This window comes from Phormidium tenue FACHB-1050 (assembly GCF_014696925.1).
Classification (GTDB): Bacteria; Cyanobacteriota; Cyanobacteriia; order Pseudanabaenales; family Pseudanabaenaceae; genus Pseudanabaena.
This window is the reverse complement of sequence record NZ_JACJQY010000001.1, coordinates 82458-101468: the sequence shown is the minus strand read 5'-3', so window position 1 is coordinate 101468 and position 19011 is coordinate 82458. Positions and strand designations below refer to the sequence as shown.

Sequence of the window (19011 nt, the reverse complement as noted above, 5' to 3'; positions counted from 1 at the left end):
TTCACACTCCAACATTCATCTGGCGATTGATTGCTGCTTCGGTCATCGCAACAAGATCACCCATTTCGTCACCAAAAAATCCTTCGGGATAATTACAAATATTGCCATAGTCATCAATATCAAGAGTAACTAATTCTGAATCCCCTTGATCGTTCATTTTGCAAAAATAAAGGGCAGCATCATCATTAGTAAATCCATCTTTTTCTTCAGCCATGCGGCGTTGCAATCTTCTTAATAAATGTTCGCTATGACTTTCAATGATGATTTGGATATTGCGGGTTTTGATGACTTCGATAAATATATCGGCGAGTCCTGCTTGGACTGAGGGATGCAAATGGATTTCGGGTTGTTCAAATATGAGGGTTGCGCCTTTGGGTGCGTAGTAACATAACACTAAGATCGGTAAGACTTGCGAGACTCCAAATCCAACATCAGTAATTAATACTTCTGCTGAATTAGGAGACTTCTGCACTAATATTTCATAATCACCACGATTAGGTGTAATTCTATTCAATCTAAATCCATGAATTAAGCCCAAATCTTTCAATGCTTTTGCGACAGAAATCTCAACTTTTGTATCTTTTTTGTGGGAAGCAAGAAGTGCAGCAACTGTTAATTCTCCGTATTTTCCAACATCTTGAGGACTTTCCCCAGACCAAAGGTAAGTTCTTTTTGGGTATTCTCTTAACGGTGCGAGATAATAAGTATTTTGGAAGAGATCTTCATAGGCTTTTATCATCTCCATAAAATCTTCAATCCCTTTAAATGGAGTTATAAGTTGAAAATTATAGTTCTTAAAAAGTTCAACACCATAGAAAAGTGGCAAGATTGGAAATTGAAATCCATAGGATTTGGCTAGTTTATCAGACCAATTTTTCTGCCATGACTCAACAAGATTCCCTTCTGTAGATAATGTGTAAATCGCTTCTTGGTTATCGTATTTCATAATGCGAACGTGATTCCACTGTTGATTATCTGCCTCAAAAGAAAACTCAAAAAAATCGACATTTACCTGATCTCTATCAATATCAATTTCTGATTCAAATTTTAGCAATGAAGCATAGGAATTAGTTTCGTGAACAACTGTTCCCTCATTATATACAACTATTTTTGAAAGAATTTCTAAAACTTCCTGAGAAATTAGCTTTGGGTTCCACATTAGCGAGAATTTTATTTTTTCTGGCAGTTGATGTCTGTGGCTAATATCGTAATTAGTTCCTAAATCAACATAACTATATCGATCGCCACCTAAATGCAAAATACGATTGCGATCGCTTGATTCAACAGTTTGCTTCAGCATTAACAAAAATTGCAAAATCGCCGTTTTCCCAGAACTATTTGTCCCAAAAAATCCAGTCAAAGGAGCCATCCGAAACTCCCCTGTATCTGCCCAAGACTTAAAATTTTGAATGCGTAGTTGTGTAAACATAGCGATTTAACCTTATTTCAAGTTTACGACTTTTTAAGAAAGGCGATCGCCTCAACATGAGAGGTTTGTGGGAAGAAATCGATGGGTTGAATGCGGGTGAGTTGATAGCGATCGCCTTCACATAATAATTTTAAATCTCTGGCTTGGGTGGCGGGATTACAACTGACATAGACAAGGCGATCGGGAGGATTTTCTCGCAGAAAGTTAATTACTTCTGGTTCACAACCTTTGCGGGGAGGATCGAGGATGACGATATCGGGTTGGAGATTGAGCGTACTGATTAATTCTTCGACTTTGCCAGTATGGAAAACCACATTGTCAATACCATTGAGTTCAGCATTGAGTTTGCCCTGTGCAGTAGCTTGGGGTTGAATTTCGATTGCGATCGCCTGTTTGACTTGTTCGGCTAGAGGCAGAGCGATCGTGCCAATGCCTGCATAGGCATCTAAGAGAATTTCCGTTCCTTCGAGATTAAGTTCCTCTTCAATAATTTTCAGCATCCTTTCGGCTTGCTCAGTATAGACTTGAAAGAAAGTATCACCACGCAAACGGAAGGTTAAACCTGCAAACTTCTCTAATAGATAATCTTTGCCAGCTATGCAACGGCTTTCTTTGCCAAAAATAGCATTGGTTTTATCGGGATTGCAATTGAGAATTACACCAACTACTTTGTCATAGCGTTCTAGCCATGTTTGAGCAAATACTCCCAAGTTCGGAACATCCCAATCTCTTGTTACCAGAGTAATCAGAATCTCACCTGTAGATCTGCCAATGCGAAGTCCTAAATGGCGGAGTAGTCCTGTATGGGTTTTCTCATCATAGATTTCCCAACATTGGTTGTGAATATCCATTTTCAATTCGGCAAGCATCGGATCAAGCCTTTCATCTTGGGCAGGACATTGATTGAGATTGACAATTTTGTGGCTTCCCTTTTGATAGTAGCCTGCTTTCAGATTGCCATCTCGACCAGTGGCGAGGGGATAGGTCACTTTGTTGCGATAATGCAAACTATCGACTGCACCGACAATGGGCGAAAGCAATTCTTCAAGAACTTCGGGATTAAATCCACCGATTCTCTGTAATGCTTGCTGGACAATATTTTGTTTGGTTCTTAATTGTGCAGGATAACTAACTGCTTGCCATTGACAACCACCACATTTATCGGCAACGATGCAACTCGGACGGACGCGATCGCTTGAGGGCGTAAGAATTTTCTCAATACTCCCATGAGCAAAATTCTTTTTTACAAATTCTAGTTTTGCCGTAAGGCGATCGCCAGGAACACTATTGGGGACAAAAATCGCGATATTTTCAAAACGTCCCACTCCATCGCCACTGTCAGCGAGATCGTCGATAGTGAGCGTAATTTTTTGTCCCTGTAGTAGCATGGTTTCCTAAATTAATCTGTGGCTTGGAGATGTTTGATTATAGCTTGTCGCAAAGCCTGAAAATTAAAGGTTCCGCTACGCGGAACCTTTAATTTTCAGGCTTTGTTTTTGAAAAGCTGGAATTTGGTATTATTTAATTCTTTATGTTAGAACAAAAAATTAGCCAGAAGATAAGCTTTTATCTTGATGACCTTGCTACACCAATTGGCAAACTAATCAACATCGCGATCGCACTTCTTGTGTTTGCCTCTGCGATAAGTTTTGTTGCCCAAACCTACGAAATATCCGAGATTACCCGTCACCGACTCAATTTATTAGATGACATTATCCTTGGTATATTTGTTTTTGAATATTTTTTAAGGCTAATTTGTGCTGAACAGAAACTCAAACATCTATTTAGTCTCTATGCAATTATCGATCTAGTGGCGATTTTGCCATTCTTTTTTGGGGCGAGTGATGTAGCCTTTATTCGTTTATTACGCTGGTTTCGGATTTTGCGCTTGATTCGGTTAGTAGAATCAAAGTCTTTGTTTGAGAACAAGAATGAAGATATAGCGATCTTATTTAAGATACTTTTTACATTATTTGCGATCGTGTTTGTTTTCTCAGGGTTGGTCTACCAAATCGAACATCCCAGCAATCCCAAGTTTCATAATTTTCTTGATGCTTTTTACTTTTCTATTTTCACCATGACTACCGTTGGCTATAGCGATGTCATGCCCAAATCTGACGCAGGTAAACTAACTACTGTGTTAATGGTACTCACTGGTATTGCACTGATACCTGTGCAGTTGGGAGAATTATTTAAGCGCTTAGTCCAAACAGCCAATCAAGGCGATCGCATCAATGATAGGACTAGGGATTTTGTCTGCTCAGGTTGCGGATTATCTTTACATGATGCTGACGCACAATTTTGCAAGGTATGTGGCACTAAGCTGGAAAACCATTAATTATTTGAATAAAACATTAGTAATATGCCCTGCAAACAAATCTATGCCTAAAGCTGACTTAATAAGATAAAGAATTAAAATTGTGACCGCGCTAACAAGTAGACTCATCGCAATAATTAATAAAATTGCCGCAATTACATTAGCTACTTTGGCAATACCGCTAACTTGGCGCGATCTTTGTTGTCTACGCATATCTTTGCCAATCATTAGTACCACAAAGTAGCGAGTGAAAATAAGATCGATCGCAAATCTAAGATCAATTAACTTAGGAGATGGTCGAGGTATGGCTGTGTGAATAACTGATTTTAGATTCTCTCTTTCATCTGTATCTAATTTTTTTAAAATTTGCACAGGAATTTGATGCATGTAGTAATCTGCATCTCTCTCGGTGTAATTCTTACTAAATTGATTCATTTTTTTGTTCTAAGACTGTTAATTATTTGCCCATTGATATATCAGCCAACCAAGTGTCATAGCCCCCCAAGTAAGTATTGTTAATCCGTAAATAGATTTGTGTTTATTGAGTCCTAACTTATACATGCTTTCTTTAGCAAAAGCCAATAAAAAAATTATACCAGTTGCGAGTATCCAGCAAAACAGCAGTAAAAAAGCAATAGTTTGAGCATTGCTATCTCCCAATTTCAAAGGTTTTGCCCATACAAATACCGCCCCCCAGATCCACATAGAAAGCCATGCGATCGCTAAACTAATTGAGGAACTTCCTGTTTGAGCTAATCTCAAAGTAATTAGATAATTCCCGATTAAGATCAATGGATTGACATTGTAAGCAGCAAGTAGACCGCCTCCAACTAAGTAACCTAAAAACAAAGCTATGAGATAACTAATTGCACCATAAGGCATAGATTGCAGCTTCATGAATTGTAATAAATACAGACCTTAAGTTTACCGCTTTTATTGAGTCGAATATGTAGCTGTATAACCAAATTCAGTAAGGGTTTCTCAAACATAAAGTGGAGTAACCATTTTGGATTAGTCCAGAGAAACTTTTGGAAACGGCGCGGAGCGCCGTTTCCAAAAGTTTCTCTGGGATTTAATTAAGCGCAAAGCGCTGTACTTGCATTCAGACATTTTATGATAGCCATTGCTTTTCATAATCGATTCATTTTTTGCTTGCATGTGCTATATTCTAGAAAATGAAACGATTATGAAAGTAATCATGAAGCCTTATCAACTCATTAGACATAGAAGTTTTACCTTAAGGAAAAGCCATCACGCTATTCTGACTAGTCTTGTGTTTGCCCTAGGGCTGAGTGGATGCAACTTGCCGACGACAAATCCAGTTAGCCCCATCCCTAATTCCACCAATGCATTAGAAGAGAGTAAAGACAAAAAAGATCAGAAAGTGATTCTGACTACGTTTACGGTGCTTGCCGACATGGCGCAAAACGTGGCGGGAGATAAAGCGATCGTTGAGTCCATTACCAAAGCGGGGGCTGAAATTCATGGTTATGAGCCAACACCAAGTGACCTGCGGCGCGGACAATCAGCCGATTTAATTTTAGATAATGGCTTGAACTTAGAACGTTGGGCCGAGCGCTTTTACAACAGCTTTCCTAAAGTCGATCGCTTGACCTTAAGTGATGGTATTCAGCCAATCAATATCACTGAAGATTCGTATCAGGGTAAACCTAATCCTCACGCTTGGATGTCGCCCCAAAATGCATTGATCTATGTTGAAAATATTCGCAAAGCGTTAGGAAAAATCGATCCTGCAAATGCCGCCACCTATGATGCGAATGCTCAAGCCTATAGTCAGCAAATTCAAGCTCTTGATGCAAAACTCAAACAAGCGATCGCTGTAATCCCCCCTGACAAGCGCTACATCGTCAGTTGCGAAGGTGCATTTTCTTATATTGCTCGCGATTATGGATTGAAGGAGGTTTACATTTGGTCAGTGAATGCGGAACAGCAAGCTACTCCTAAACAAATCGAAAAAGTGATTGAAGTAGTGAAAGCTAATAAAATACCGACTGTATTTTGTGAGAGTACCGTTAGTGATAAAGCGATGCAACAGGTGGTGAAAGAAACTGGTGCAAAGTATGGTGGTGTTTTTTATGTTGATTCTCTCTCTCCTCCCGATGGACTAACTCCGACCTATCTCAAGCTACTGGAATATAACATCAATACTTTAATCAAAGGCTTACAGGGCTAATAGAACATCAAAGAATAGAATATCCAAAAATTTAAAATAAATAGAGAACAATTATGAATACACCTAGCATTGATATTGAGAATGTAACTGTTGCCTATCATGGCAAGGTTGCTCTACATAAAGCCTCTCTCCAACTCAAAGCAGGAACAATCTGTGGCTTAGTCGGGATGAATGGCGCAGGAAAGTCAACCCTATTTAAAGCCGTGATGGGCTTTGTGAAGCCTGTCAGTGGGAGAGTTTTGATTAATGGGTTACCAATCCGCCTTGTCCAGAAAAATAATCTCGTTGCCTATGTACCACAAACGGAAGAAGTAGATTGGAACTTTCCTGTGAGTGTGCATGATGTGGTGATGATGGGACGCTATGGCTATATGAATTTCCTGCGGATTCCCCGATCGCTAGATAAACAAGCAGTGCGTGATAGCTTAGAGCGTGTGGAAATGTGGGAAATGCGCGATCGCCAAATTGGAGAGCTATCAGGAGGTCAAAAGAAACGCACATTTTTTGCCCGTGCTTTAGCGCAACAGGCTAATGTTTTACTTCTAGATGAGCCATTTGCGGGAGTTGATATCAAGACTGAGAAGATGATGATTAATCTGTTAATGGAACTGCGTGATGCAGGTTATACGATTCTCATTTCTACCCATGATCTTGACTCAATTACGACATTTTGCGATCAAGTAGTACTAATCAATCGCACCATTCTTGCCTATGGTGAGACTTCAGAAGTATTTACCGAAGAGAATCTTTCGCGTACTTTTGGCGGTTCGGTCATCGATTTATCGCGTTCAAAAAGTCAGTTATAGATGTTTTCATATGAGCATATGCTCATATGAAAACATCTATAACTAATCAAAACAAGGGTTTTGCGTTTTTTATTTTGCCGTAGGCAAAATAAAAAACGCTATACACCAAGACTAAAAATGGCATAGCCATTTTTAGTCTTGAGAATTTTTAGGAATAAAATTAATGGAATTAGTAAATTGGTTTACAGCACCCTTGCAATACGGGTTTATGGTCAAGGCGATTTGGGTTAGTGCCTTGGTTGGTATTGTCTGCTCGGCACTATCTTGCTTCATGATCTTGAAGGGTTGGGCGCTAATGGGAGATGCAGTTTCCCACGCAGTATTACCAGGGGTAGTACTTGCCTATGTGATCAATATTCCCTTTGCGATCGGAGCCTTTGTGTTTGGTGTAGGTTCGGTCATGGCGATCGGATTTATTAAGTCCAATACGCGCATTAAAGAAGATACGGTCATTGGATTGGTATTTACAGGAGTATTTGCCTTCGGGATTGTGCTGGTTTCCAAAGTCAAAAGTACTGTCGATCTAGGGCATATTCTCTTTGGCAATGTCCTTGGAATCGCGGATGGCGATATTGTCCAGACTGTGATTATTAGTGTCATCACTTTGCTAACCCTAGCGCTATTACGCAAAGATTTAATTCTGTTTTGTTTTGATGCTACCCATGCGCGATCGATTGGATTAAATACAACTTTCCTCTACTACGTTTTACTGTCTTTGCTTTCTCTAACAGCGGTTGCGGGACTCCAGACCGTAGGGATTATTTTAGTGGTGGCGATGCTGATTACCCCAGGAGCTACTGCTTATTTATTAAGCGATCGCTTTGACCACATGATGCTGATTGCCATGGCTTCGGGGATGTTCTCTAGTGTGATGGGAACCTATATTAGCTATCACATTGATGGCTCCACGGGTGGCTGTATTGTAGTTTTGCAAACCTTGCTATTTCTAGCGGCGATGATTTTTGCGCCTAAGCATGGAATGTTAGTGCGATCGCGTCAACAAATTGCTGAGTCCTAAAATTGAATCTAGAGCAGTATGAATAAGCATCTTGCGATCGCCATAGGCAACACCAGAATTAAGGCGGTTGTTTTGAGTAGCGATCGCCAAATTCTTGAAGAATATGCCTATACCCATGACCAATTACCAATCTTAGAAGCGCAGCTTGCTGAACGAGATTTTGAGCATATTGAGATCGCTTCAGTAGTGCCTGATTTACTAACCATTTGGCATCATCTTCCACAAACCCAATTTATTAAAACTGTTGATGTGCCTTTGCGAGGTTTGTACGCAACTATGGGATGCGATCGCGCTTTGGCGGCGTATGGAGCAGGGGAGATTTATGGCTATCCAGTTTTAGTGATTGATGCGGGGACAGCGATTACTTTAACGGGAATTGATGCGGATAAAGCTTTAGTTGGTGGTTCAATTGTGGCGGGTTTGCGATCGCAGTTTTCTATTTTGCATCAAAATACGGCGGCGCTACCCGAACTCAATATTCCAGAGACCTTGCCAAGTCGGTGGGGCTTGGATACTCCTATCTCAATACAAGCGGGAATTGCTCACATATTTTTAGCGGGTTTGCAAGCTTATATCGATGATTGGCGATCACAATTTCTTGATAGCAAGGTGATAATTACTGGGGGAGATGGCGAACATTTAGTGAAATGGGGACTAAAAGTAGATATAATTGATAAGAATCTAATTTTTTGGGGATTATGGCACTGCTGTGAGTTTCAATCCAAAGCTTTGTCGCAATGAGAGCGAAGTCGAACTCCGAAGCAATCAGTTGATATTACGCCGCCACAATCTCTACAAACTACAACTGCTATTCCTAACCCAAAAGTAAGAATCATGAAAACGATCGCGATCTATCACAATAAAGGTGGTGTAGGTAAAACCACGACTACCATTAATCTCGCTGCTGCCATTAGTCGTAAGGGGTTAAAAGTTCTCATTATTGACCTCGACAGTCAGGCGAATACTACCTATGCCGCAGGGCTAATGAAGTTTGATACTGAAGAAGAAGATACGCTCAAAGATAGCAATATTTATAATGTTGTCTTCTATCCTAAATCTAACTATATTCCTGAAATTGCACTCAAGAGTACCTTTACTTATCCCCCAGTCGATGTCATTCCCGCGCATATTAATTTGATTTGGCAAGAGGCAAGATTAGTTGATAAGGATAGTTCTAAAACGCATCTAGTCAAGAAATTGGAACTGGTGAAGGATGACTATGATGTAGTTCTGATTGATACGCCGCCATCTCTAAATCTCTATGCCAAGATTGCGCTAATTGCCTGTGATTATTTAATCATTCCCTCTGACCTCAAACCTTTTGCCAATGAAGGTTTACGCAATGTCAAAAACTTTGTCGAGGAAATTGATGAGTTTCGGACTTTCATCAATAAACCTGCTATCGCGATTTTAGGTGTATTACCTTCCAAAATCTTGACCAATGCTAATTATATTAAAGCAACTTTGCCTAAACAAGAAAAGGTAGTTGAAGAGCGTTATGGATTTCCTGTATTGGAGACCAGAATTTTTCAGCGTGAAGACTTATCAAGGGCTATTGATAATTTTATATTTGAAGGCGATCGCCAAATTCCTGATCCTAAGTCGATTTTTGACTTTAAGCCCGACTCGATATCTGCTGCCGAGTTTGAAGAGTTAGCTAATGAAGTTCTTGAAAAAGTAGGATTAAGTGCATGAGTCTATTAACTTCTTCCATCGATCTCGATACAATCACGCCGCCCGCAGTATCCAGTTCTCAATTTCCAGACCATCAAGTTGAGAATCTTGCTAATTTATTTTTAAAGGCTGGTGATACCGTTAGTCCGATCCTTGTCCGCAAAGTTTCACCGATCGCCTTTGAAGTTTTGAAAGGTCATTTTGAATATTACGCAGCAATTAAAGCGCAGGAAATAGATGAGCAGTTTACAGCAATCCGCGCCTATGTCGTGCCACCTGATTTAGAGTCAACGATTCTTGAGCAATATAACTTTTTGAGATCGCATTCTGCGCCAACACCTATTTCCGATACTCCACCAGTGAATCATGAAACCTCTCCAGATTTAGCAAAAATCGAAGAAGCGATCGCGAAGCGATTAGAGCAAAAACTAACTGCGGCGATCGAGAAAACCATTGAAGAACGAATCAGTGCTAGTTTGCAAACAATTGTAAGTCAAGTAACCAAACAACTGGATGCTCATTTAACCGATTTTCGTCAGTCATTATCCCTTGTTCCTATTCATACAGTCCTTGGCACTAATAATCAACCTAGTAATCTAGCTCCAGAACCGTTACCAGAAAAGATTAGTAAATCAAAGCCCGCTTCAAAATCTAAGACTACTCCTAAAACTAATAAACCCAAGACCGAGACCTCTAAAAAAACAGCAAAAGCTAAAAATATTGACAATACCGATCCAAAAGTCTTGCAGGTACTTGATGACTTGAATAGACTTAATTTTGCTGAGTTGCAGAATAAGTTAGCAAAATCAGCGAAAACTAATATCAAGTTTGCTCGTCTTATTGATGAACTAAGATTACAGCAACCAAATCAGAAATTTCTATCAATTCAAGATGTAATTATTAATGTTCAGGGACTTGCTGAAAAGACTATGCAGAAAATTATTGATGCATGGTAACTAAATCACAAAGAGAGACTACTGTGCTTCGCACAGTAGTCTCTCTTTGTGATTTGAAAATATTGCGAAGCAATACTCTTGGTTTACTTGCAAATCGATCTTATGAAGTGGGGGTAAAGGGACTTGAACCCTTACGACCTTACGATCAACGGATTTTAAGTCCGTAGCGTCTACCATTCCGCCATACCCCCAAAGGGCTTTGATATTCTAACGCGAAATGGATCAATTTATGATCATAATTTTAAAATTATTGCGATCGCTCAAAAAACTTACAGCCAGCAACTAGTTGCTGGCTGTAGTTTTTTGAGCAATTACTATGAGCGCAAAGCGCCATAAGATTTACTCGGTTTCCTCGTCATCCCATTTTTCAGGGGTATAGCCAAGCTCTGTGGCGGCTGCTTGTTCTTCACTGGTCAGATCTTCCCAGAGCTTTTCGGCTGATTCAGGAATGTCATCTTCTCCTTCCCAGCTAGCCTGACTCCAACCGAGGATACCCCACAATTTTTTATCTTCGCTAGACAAGTCATCCCATTCAGGAAAATCCTCCTCCTCATCCCAGCTTTCCTCAGTCCAGCCTAATTGAGTCCAGACCGCTTGCTCGTCACTGGTGAGATCAGCCCAGCTTAGCTCACTCCAAAATTCATTTGGGTCACCTGTTACTTCACGAATATCAGCCATGGAAATTTTCTCGCAAATTAGAACTTATATAGATTTCATCATAGGTTTGTCTAGGTTTGAGAAGCAACAGCTAAAATTTAACCTTTCACAAGCCCAATAAAATCAGTGCATTGCACCGCTTTTATTTGATTAAGTCTATACCGCCTTTCAAATAAGCGAGGTACAAAGGTTTGTTCTTCGTCTTCGGCGGAGAAACAAACCTTTGTACCTCATTTCATATTTATTCTTAAGAGAATTTTTTGCCTATTATTGAGAATCCGCGTCTTATTTCTAGACGCAACAAAAGACAGCATGTCTCACTACTAGACTAGTTTTTCTGTCAGTACAGACAAAGAATCTTGTTTTTAAGCTTGATGAAATCCCACAGTGTTTAAGTTGAGTCAAAGCTTACGAATTTGCTCAAAATGCTTGCTGAGCCACTATGTTTGCGATAATGGTTATTTACACAAGCTATTTAATTTCGTAATCTTGTCTTGCAACAATGTAACGCTGTAACAAAATAAGCTCTAATTTTTCTAGCCAATAAAAAAGCACCAGTCCCAATTCGTGGGTTTGGTGCTGAAGCTAATTTAAGGAGATTTTGAAAAACTTTTAGATGTTTGGTTTAGAGTATGACATTTGTTCTGCTCCTTAATCATCTTTCTCCCGAATCTTGATACCCTTGTGCTGCTAGTCTTAAAGAATATACTGCTGTTTTTCTTTATATAGCGTTTTCAAACAAACCTTTGTACCTTGCTTGCTTGAAAGCGCTATATTACGAGCAGCTAGCGAGAATAGGAATTTTAAATATGGCTTTTGAGCAAATCGAAGCATTTTTAAAGAAAATGCAGTCTGAACCTGAACTTAAAAACGAGGTGGTCGCAGCATCAACCGCAGATGATGTTGCGCGAATAGCACTAAAGCTTGGTTTTGAATTTTCAGGTGATGAATTATTGAGAATGTCAGGTCAGAAGGTTGACAGGGTTACTGTTAGAAAAACTGATATTCCTGGAGAGTACAACTAAATGCTTTGCGAGAATCATAATGCATTAAATAAAGATTTGATACTGCGGAGCCTTAAATTTATAAACTCTAGAAAACAGGCGATCGCCTGTTTCTAACTACTCCGTAAAATTATCAGATTCAATTTTTCCTTTCCCGTGGCAAAACGAGCAATTTTCTTCTCGTTGAATTTCTCCAGAACAGTCTCGTAGTTCTATGTAGCCTTTACCTTCGCAGTGATGACAAGGTTTCGATTTTTGTGCAGCAGATGATAAGCGATCGCTTTCTAATTTCTGGAGATGATTGTGCATAGTTTTAACGTCATAGTTCCAAGAGTTGATAAATCAACGAAAATAATCATACTGTGCTGGCAATGGTCTTACAGAAATCTCATCACTCCATTTAACAGGATGTTTTCTATCTCTACAAGCAAACCAATACACATTATAAATTTCTAGCCAATCATCGCGATCGCGTACCCAAGCTTGTAATAATACATCATCAAGATAATCACCAGAGAAGTGCGATCGCATTTTTACATAGGCTTCATCATCAGCAATGGCTATAGATTGGTCATCCTGCCAATTATAAAGTCTTGCTTCCTTTTCATCTAGCCACAAAATTCCTGACACAAAAAACACCTCGTCAGTCTTCATGTTAGACTTTTTACGATTAGCAAAGTCTCCTACAGAGAGCGTTATCGTCATGGTAATTTACTTTCTGATGTAGCATCTTTTTAATTAGCGGAGTTTTGGGTTTCAGTTTTTGGCGAATAAGTAAATCTCTCTCCAATCAAAGTAATTAAGTACATCAAACCAATTACTCCTGCCCCAAAAATCAAACATTTTGAAATCAGTGAGTTAAAAGTATATAGGGGATGATTTTCGAGAGCTTTATGTAATCCTGCATGAATAATCAAAAACAAGCTAAAGATAATTCTTGCCCACTTCTTAACTTTCAGATTTTCGTTAAATCCCAACCCAAAAATAATCGTAAATAATGGAACGTGAAGAACTACAAAAGTGTCTGCTGCAATTGTTTCTGGGAGGTTGTTCAAAATATAGAGAAGATGCCACTCTGACTGAGTAACAGCATCTAATTCATGGGTAGAGAGTGTTGCTAAGCCTAGATTAAAAAGTGCATTTTGTATTCTAGTTGTCATCGATAAGAGATTACGAATAATCGGCGAAGTAGAACTTGACTATCATTAAAGTTTCGTTGTTTTGCTTTTAAGCATTGACTGGCTCACGAACGGACTGGAGAAACTTGATTAGTTCTTGTATAGTTGGAAAATCGCGCAGATTATTAATATTTTCATTGGCTAATAAATCAAGAATTTCATTAAGACTATGTACCTTCTCAGATTGAGTCAACAATTTTTCCAACACCTTACGTGGTTGTACAACAGCTAAATTAAGATCAGCTTGAGATGGACTATAACCTAATAATCTTGTAAGCAAATGAAGATCTTGGAACAAGATCACTTCTATCTCAGGAACAAAAAGCATTACCTTTACAGGAGTATTTACAGAAACGCTTTCAACTATCTCGGTAATTTCTCTAATCCTCATCTGCACTAATTCTGGCACTATTGAATCAGAATCAACAACTATCACAACAGGCGTTTGCCTACGAACAACCAGAGAACGTGCAATTGATTTGACAGAAGATATGCCACCACCAACAACAATTTCTACTTGATTTAGAGATGCTGCTGGTAGAACAGTCTTAAGTAGTTGTTTGTCAGCAGTTCCTTCACAGATAATATATGCAATCATGGAATATTCCTTGTTGTAACGTTGTAATCAGGTAGTCCATCTTCTATACATACACGGTATTTTAGGATTAGTAATTCACAGATCTTTTGATTGTCTAATGCATACTCTATCTCGTTGCCATCCCATAACAGGATAGCGTGTGGCGATAAAAAGCGGGAAAGGGTACGGGCTGGATCTGTAAAACCAGTTCTACTAAACACTAATCCAACTGTAGCTGTCGGACGACGTAAAAGCTGATTACGAAGTTTAGCTATAGGAGCAATATCAACTTTTTTGTCTGCAAAGTCTTTACTCTCAACTAGACAAGAAAATTCAGAGATGTGGATTGCTCCATCAATTTGCTCTATTTCTTCTTCAAATAGACGCACGTTGTAAGGGTATCTTACCTCCGCTCCATCAAGTTCAAATGCTCGTATTATTAAATATTCAAAAGCCTTACCCGATTCCCAATCAGGAGTATTACGTTTTTCAATATTGTCCCATAGAGAGCGTAATGCATCCCATTGCAGAGATTTAATTATACTTTCGTATTCTGCTGCCGTCGCCAATTTTAGCCCTCTTTTAATATTTATATTAGTGGTTAGATATATTTATTCCAAATCAACTAAACTCAATCTTGAGGTTTGTTCTTTTCTGCCTAGAGAGACTTCTAACTTTTTCAAAAGCTCAACTGTGACTTCAGCAAAAGCTTTTGCGCCGCCTGAATTAGGATTAGATAGAGAAGCAGGGATGAAATTATCTACAGCTTTAGCAATATTTACATCATTGGGAATTTTGGTTTTAAAAATCTTGGCGGTGCTAAAGTCCGCCGCTACTCGATCCATTACTTTTTGGTAATATCTGCTCAGCGTAAAGCCAGCCGACATACTGAATACAATACCTAAAAGTTGAATATTAACCGAATTGTCTTCTCGATAGACTTCACGTAGTCGCTCAATACGTCTTTCTAATAGCTGAATACCGACTACAGACAGAGGCTCAGGTCTTGCAGGCATTAGGTAAAAATCACTTGCGACAATACTGCTGCGCGTAATTAAGTTATAACCAGGAGCGCAATCGAGAATGATGAAGTCATAACTTTTCAGCGCAGGAGCAAGGATTCCTTTAATTAAAGTTTGCTCAAACTTACTCCAAGTCTGCTGAAAGGTTTGCTTTTCTTCATATAGGAGCGATCGGTTATAGAGCATTTCTGATACGAGAAACTCATCGTATAAATCGATATCGCCCACTAACAGATCTAAGCCTTGAACTTTGCAGACATGGGGAATTACGAGATCTTTGATTTGGTAGACTTTTTCTTCTGGATCATTAATCTGGACACCGTAACGCGCGATCGCCTGACTAACTAGATTTCTCAAGGTACGATTTTCTTTGCGGCATTTAGCAAACTCGGCTGGTGAAATCATGCTGAGCGTGGCGCTGATTTGGGTATCTAAATCGACGACTAAAACCTTTTTGCGGTGGATTTTCGCCAAGCAGGTGGCAATATTGACAGTTAAGGTGGTTTTACCGACCCCACCTTTCATATTTACTGTTGCTATTACTTTTCCCATTACTTTGAATATCCGCAAAAATATAGTTTTAAAGAGTTTTAAAGTGAGGCTGTCTGAGCCTAAAACCTGAGCTGAGACTATGTGAGCCTTTACTCTTCAATCATTTTAAGTGAATTAACAATACACCATTAGAACGCCAAGTCATCGGTAAAAAATCATCACTATATCTAGATTTATTCCCAGAGATACCTCTATTTGTTTTCTAGTAGTTCTAGTTTAAATTTGGGTTAACCACTTGTCCTCTGGTAGGGTCAGGAATAAATAAGCCCAACCGTAGCGATCGCAATACGACATCCCATACTTGGCTCATTTGTTCTTCGCCTTCCGTCCAATAGTCAAAGGTGAAGAGGACTTGGACATTTCCACCAATACCAATCAGGATGCGAGAGGTAGCTTCACGCTTCTCAGTGGCATCAATGTAGCGCAGATCTGTCCATACGAGCTTCATGCCATCTCGGTTAGCGCTAGTGATTTTACCTTTGGCTAGAATTTCGCGATCGTCATCATCAAGGATTTGTTGTAGAGCTTTTTTGAGGGGAAATGTATTCCAATCGTGAGGAGGTAAGCGATTAAAGGACATTTCTAATGCGCCAGTATCGTCGGTTGGCTCAAAGTCATGGAAGCTAACGGACTTTTCTTTAAACTTAACAATCCAATCTTTGGGAAAATCAAATCTTACCGCTCCACGATCAGCAACAAAGATTTTGTAGCCTTCTTCTGACTCCCAGTTATGATCGCTGCGTAAAGTTAAGTCTTTTTTTCTCATGTTTTTGCATAAAAGTAGAGGAGGTCGCTTTGCGACCTCCTCTACTTTATTTTATTTTTGGGAGAATGCGGGTAAAACAAAGGCGATCGCAATACCACCGATAACAAGTATTTCAAAAATTAATAGAATCGTGCTAGAAGGTTTGATTTGAAATCCTTTAAACCAAGAATTTGGCATGTCTTCAGCACGTACTTTCCAATTGTAGATAGATAGCAATAGTGGAAATCCGCCTACCTTAGCGCTCATCAATAGATGCATTGCTATACCAACAATCATTAATACCCATGAAATCAAATGTCCGATATACCAAGCATGGTTCAATTCTTCACTAGGTAGCCAGATCTCTTGCATCATTCGACCTGTAATCACTGCAAAGGTCGCAGATAGAAGAATAAGAGTATTGGTGAGACGCTGTAGAGATATCCACCAAACTGGTTTACCCACTTCTGCAAGCTGTTTAAGTGATTGCTCCTGAACTAAGCGTCGTGAGCCTAGATGGAAGCAATATATAGCAAAAATTGGTAAGAGAATTAAGAATGTTAAAGCGATCGTACCGTGAATCCCTTGGGTATTGGGAACTATCGGTAAGTTAAGAGTTCCAAACCGCTTGTCAAATCGGTCATAGACCATAAAACCTGTAATTAGAGAAGCAAAGACTAAGATGGCGATCGCACTATGCAATAACCGCAAAAGAATGGGCTGGTATGGGGCAGTACGCGACATAAACTTTTTGTTATGATTATGTGTGAATTACAGATAAAGTAGGAATGAATAAAAACCTAATTAGCAAAATTTTAGCCATTGGTTTTACTCATCTTGTATTCAATATTACGATGAGTTTTGCTAGAGGTGCTACTGGCAGTGGTTCATCCATTGCTCAATCTCTAAAATGGCTAAGTTTTGGTAGTGGTGAGCAATATGGGGTAATCACACTGATCTGTATTGCATTTGTAGCGGACACATTTTTAAAGAGAATTCTCTAGGAAAGAATAAATGACAAAGATCGTGATGTATTTTGTGATGTTTGTTGGGGCGATTGTAATTGCGGCATGGGTATCCCGTGAAGCTAGTTACTTTTTTAATAATTTGCTTTACTGGATTCGCTATAACTGGTTGCCCTTCGTTGGGTTAGTGATTTTAGGGGCGATCGCTTACAAAGTTTTTAGCAGTAAATCATGAAGCGTAATGACTAATGACCTTGCAGAGCGAATTCTCATGGCTTGCGATCGCCACACATTAGCAGGTCAACGCGATTATGCAATTTTGCAATTATTGATAGAGAATTCGCTAAAGCGGCAACAGGTAGCGGCAATTAGCATTGGCGATTTGGATTGTCGGGGGCGATCGCTTCAGGTGCAACGGCGCTATAAACGTCAGGGGCAACAAAATCAAGCAGAAATTATTAGTCTTAGTTTAGACACAGCCAACGCATTACAAGACTGGCTAAATTTGATTCATATTGAAGCTGAGAACGAGGAAGATTCTCAAGCACCACTATTTATATCTCTGGATCGTGCGAGTTATGGTCATAGACTGACGGGAACTGCCATCTATGGCATTGTCAAACGCGCCGCAGCTAATGCAGGGCTTAGCGACGCGATCGCCCCCGAACAATTGAGATTTAGCCAAGCAAAACATGCCTTAAATCAAGATTTTGAGACACTCAACAAGACTATAGTTGCGACACGTGAGACTCAGTTGAGACCAAGTGACGTATCAAATTTAGAGTGTGAGAATCAAAATAGGACTTATTTAGATACTAGTGAGACTCAAATAAGCAAGGTTCCTTATGCTCTAACAGAATTTAATCCAGACATTCTCACTTCTCTCCTAGCCGACAAACGGAGTCTTAACACTAGACGCGCCTATGAGAAGGATTTGCGCTACTTTTTTCTTGCAGCCTATGGACAAAAGCCTACGGAGCCAGTGATAGCTCAGTTTTTGCAGTTAAATCGATTTGAGGCGATCGCGATCGTGTTGCGATACAAATCCGACTTAATAGCTCAAAGCTTAAAGGAATCGACAATTAACCGTCGCTTGTCGGCTCTCAAATCCTTGGTAAACTTCGCCGCTAAGTTAGGGAAATGCAGTTGGAATCTCGATGATGTCCAAACCGAGACTGTCCAAACCTATCGCGATACAACGGGGATTAAACCCGATGGTATTCGCACAATGCTGTTACAAATAGATAGAACTACCCTCAAGGGTAAGCGTGATTTTGCGATTTTGAGACTACTTTGGGACAATGCCCTACGTCGTAATGAAGTTGTTAGTGCGAATATCGGTGATTTTGATTTTGAAGGGCGATCGCTCCAGATTTTAGGTAAGGGACGTGGCTCTCAAAAGAGTCTCATCAGTCTTAGCATGGGAACAACTAACGCAATTCAAGACTGGCTATCTCAACTTAAGACAAAAAATAGCGATCGCCCCTTATTTCAATCTCTCGATCCAGTTAATCAGGGGCATCGACTGACTGGCACAGCGATTTACCAAATTGTCGATCAACTAGCACGAGACTCAGGCATTACCAAAAAAATGTCTCCCCACCGTATCCGCCATTCTGCGATTACAGCCGCCCTTGATGCAACTAACGGCAATGTTCGCAAAGTCCAGAAACTATCACGACACAAAAAATTGGATACCCTCATGCTCTACGACGACAATCGAACCAATATGCAAGGCGAAGTATCCAGCTTATTAGGTGATTTGATCTAGACCAAGTTACTAGGCGCAATTAAATATAAAACCCAGAAACCTGTGGCGCACGCGCAGCGTGCGCCACAGGTTTTGAATCTGGTTTTTAATCCAGCTACTTAGAGTTTGTATTAAGGCTATCTGTATCAACTCCCAAAAACAAAGTA

At 39.7% G+C, this 19011-nt stretch carries 24 protein-coding genes and 1 tRNA gene; 11 read left to right on the top strand and 14 right to left on the bottom strand.

The genetic code is table 11. From position 1 onward, the window contains the following. Position 1 precedes the first annotated feature (1 nt). Together H6G05_RS00510 and rlmD are read right to left on the bottom strand one after the other, a co-directional pair. On the bottom strand, positions 2–1429 hold the full coding sequence (locus tag H6G05_RS00510; RefSeq protein ID WP_190575326.1) for an AAA family ATPase: 1428 nt from the start codon (positions 1427–1429) through the stop codon (positions 2–4). A 23-nt stretch (positions 1430–1452) separates the two neighbouring features. Further along, the gene (gene rlmD / locus H6G05_RS00505; protein WP_190575324.1) at positions 1453–2817 is read right to left on the bottom strand and encodes a 23S rRNA (uracil(1939)-C(5))-methyltransferase RlmD; all 1365 of its coding nucleotides are present in this window, start codon (positions 2815–2817) and stop codon (positions 1453–1455) included. Between the two features lie 143 nt (positions 2818–2960). Between rlmD and H6G05_RS00500 the strand changes: the two genes are divergently transcribed. After that, positions 2961–3767 (top strand): ion transporter, encoded by an 807-nt coding sequence (locus H6G05_RS00500; protein WP_190575322.1) that lies wholly within the window; start codon positions 2961–2963, stop codon positions 3765–3767. On the opposite strand, the gene H6G05_RS00495 is transcribed toward H6G05_RS00500, so the two are convergent. Continuing rightward, positions 3768–4181 (bottom strand): hypothetical protein, encoded by a 414-nt coding sequence (locus H6G05_RS00495; protein WP_190575320.1) that lies wholly within the window; start codon positions 4179–4181, stop codon positions 3768–3770. It lies immediately after the preceding gene. 18 nt (positions 4182–4199) lie between these two features. Next, on the bottom strand, positions 4200–4628 hold the full coding sequence (locus H6G05_RS00490) for a hypothetical protein (RefSeq protein WP_190575318.1): 429 nt from the start codon (positions 4626–4628) through the stop codon (positions 4200–4202). A 304-nt stretch (positions 4629–4932) separates the two neighbouring features. Between H6G05_RS00490 and H6G05_RS00485 the strand changes: the two genes are divergently transcribed. The 6 genes from H6G05_RS00485 to H6G05_RS00460 all read left to right on the top strand — a co-directional run bounded on the left by H6G05_RS00485 (position 4933) and on the right by H6G05_RS00460 (position 10394). Then, the gene (locus H6G05_RS00485; protein ID WP_242025168.1) at positions 4933–5940 is read left to right on the top strand and encodes a metal ABC transporter substrate-binding protein; all 1008 of its coding nucleotides are present in this window, start codon (positions 4933–4935) and stop codon (positions 5938–5940) included. A 53-nt stretch (positions 5941–5993) separates the two neighbouring features. Further along, positions 5994–6746: a metal ABC transporter ATP-binding protein gene (locus H6G05_RS00480; protein ID WP_190575316.1), complete on the top strand. Its 753-nt coding sequence runs from the start codon at positions 5994–5996 to the stop codon at positions 6744–6746. 163 nt (positions 6747–6909) lie between these two features. Next, a complete protein-coding gene (locus tag H6G05_RS00475) occupies positions 6910–7764 on the top strand; it encodes a metal ABC transporter permease (RefSeq protein WP_190575315.1) in 855 nt (284 codons plus the stop codon). Positions 7765–7782: 18 nt separating this feature from the next. Beyond that, positions 7783–8505, top strand: a complete 723-nt coding sequence (locus H6G05_RS00470; protein ID WP_190575314.1) for a type III pantothenate kinase — start codon at positions 7783–7785, stop codon at positions 8503–8505. A gap of 93 nt (positions 8506–8598) precedes the next feature. After that, complete coding sequence (locus tag H6G05_RS00465; RefSeq protein ID WP_242025167.1) at positions 8599–9459, top strand: ParA family protein; 861 nt, start codon at positions 8599–8601, stop codon at positions 9457–9459. Continuing rightward, positions 9456–10394, top strand: a complete 939-nt coding sequence (locus tag H6G05_RS00460) for a hypothetical protein (RefSeq protein WP_190575313.1) — start codon at positions 9456–9458, stop codon at positions 10392–10394. Before H6G05_RS00465 ends, H6G05_RS00460 begins: the two co-directional genes overlap by 4 nt. Positions 10395–10502: 108 nt before the next feature. Here the strand turns inward: H6G05_RS00460 and H6G05_RS00455 are convergent. Both H6G05_RS00455 and H6G05_RS00450 read right to left on the bottom strand, forming a co-directional pair. After that, a tRNA-Leu gene (locus H6G05_RS00455) sits at positions 10503–10585 on the bottom strand. Positions 10586–10733: 148 nt separating this feature from the next. Continuing rightward, positions 10734–11072: a hypothetical protein gene (locus tag H6G05_RS00450; protein WP_190575312.1), complete on the bottom strand. Its 339-nt coding sequence runs from the start codon at positions 11070–11072 to the stop codon at positions 10734–10736. A 788-nt stretch (positions 11073–11860) separates the two neighbouring features. Between H6G05_RS00450 and H6G05_RS00445 the strand changes: the two genes are divergently transcribed. Beyond that, positions 11861–12076 (top strand): Nif11-like leader peptide family natural product precursor, encoded by a 216-nt coding sequence (locus H6G05_RS00445; RefSeq protein ID WP_009624972.1) that lies wholly within the window; start codon positions 11861–11863, stop codon positions 12074–12076. A 96-nt stretch (positions 12077–12172) separates the two neighbouring features. On the opposite strand, the gene H6G05_RS00440 is transcribed toward H6G05_RS00445, so the two are convergent. The 8 genes from H6G05_RS00440 to H6G05_RS00405 all read right to left on the bottom strand — a co-directional run bounded on the left by H6G05_RS00440 (position 12173) and on the right by H6G05_RS00405 (position 16873). Next, on the bottom strand, positions 12173–12364 hold the full coding sequence (locus tag H6G05_RS00440) for a hypothetical protein (RefSeq protein WP_190575311.1): 192 nt from the start codon (positions 12362–12364) through the stop codon (positions 12173–12175). A gap of 33 nt (positions 12365–12397) precedes the next feature. After that, the gene (locus tag H6G05_RS00435) at positions 12398–12760 is read right to left on the bottom strand and encodes a hypothetical protein (protein WP_190575310.1); all 363 of its coding nucleotides are present in this window, start codon (positions 12758–12760) and stop codon (positions 12398–12400) included. 29 nt (positions 12761–12789) lie between these two features. Next, positions 12790–13215: a DUF6713 family protein gene (locus tag H6G05_RS00430; RefSeq protein ID WP_199310226.1), complete on the bottom strand. Its 426-nt coding sequence runs from the start codon at positions 13213–13215 to the stop codon at positions 12790–12792. 67 nt (positions 13216–13282) lie between these two features. Then, positions 13283–13831, bottom strand: a complete 549-nt coding sequence (locus H6G05_RS00425) for a hypothetical protein (protein WP_190575309.1) — start codon at positions 13829–13831, stop codon at positions 13283–13285. Continuing rightward, positions 13828–14379, bottom strand: coding sequence for a restriction endonuclease (locus H6G05_RS00420; protein WP_190575307.1), 552 nt, complete (start codon positions 14377–14379; stop codon positions 13828–13830). Before H6G05_RS00420 ends, H6G05_RS00425 begins: the two co-directional genes overlap by 4 nt. A 42-nt stretch (positions 14380–14421) precedes the next feature. Beyond that, positions 14422–15384, bottom strand: coding sequence for a ParA family protein (locus H6G05_RS00415; RefSeq protein WP_190575305.1), 963 nt, complete (start codon positions 15382–15384; stop codon positions 14422–14424). A 211-nt stretch (positions 15385–15595) separates the two neighbouring features. Continuing rightward, entirely contained in the window at positions 15596–16150 is a 555-nt protein-coding gene (locus tag H6G05_RS00410) for a hypothetical protein (protein ID WP_190575303.1), read from the bottom strand. 51 nt (positions 16151–16201) lie between these two features. Then, positions 16202–16873 (bottom strand): cytochrome b/b6 domain-containing protein, encoded by a 672-nt coding sequence (locus H6G05_RS00405; protein WP_190575301.1) that lies wholly within the window; start codon positions 16871–16873, stop codon positions 16202–16204. Positions 16874–16917: 44 nt separating this feature from the next. Between H6G05_RS00405 and H6G05_RS00400 the strand changes: the two genes are divergently transcribed. Genes H6G05_RS00400 through H6G05_RS00390 form a run of 3 tightly spaced genes read left to right on the top strand, consistent with a single transcriptional unit; the run spans position 16918 to position 18865 of the window. After that, on the top strand, positions 16918–17133 hold the full coding sequence (locus H6G05_RS00400; protein ID WP_190575299.1) for a hypothetical protein: 216 nt from the start codon (positions 16918–16920) through the stop codon (positions 17131–17133). 10 nt (positions 17134–17143) lie between these two features. Next, the gene (locus H6G05_RS00395) at positions 17144–17329 is read left to right on the top strand and encodes a hypothetical protein (RefSeq protein ID WP_190575297.1); all 186 of its coding nucleotides are present in this window, start codon (positions 17144–17146) and stop codon (positions 17327–17329) included. A gap of 6 nt (positions 17330–17335) precedes the next feature. Further along, positions 17336–18865 (top strand): tyrosine-type recombinase/integrase, encoded by a 1530-nt coding sequence (locus tag H6G05_RS00390; protein ID WP_190575295.1) that lies wholly within the window; start codon positions 17336–17338, stop codon positions 18863–18865. The last annotated feature ends 146 nt before the right edge of the window (positions 18866–19011 follow it).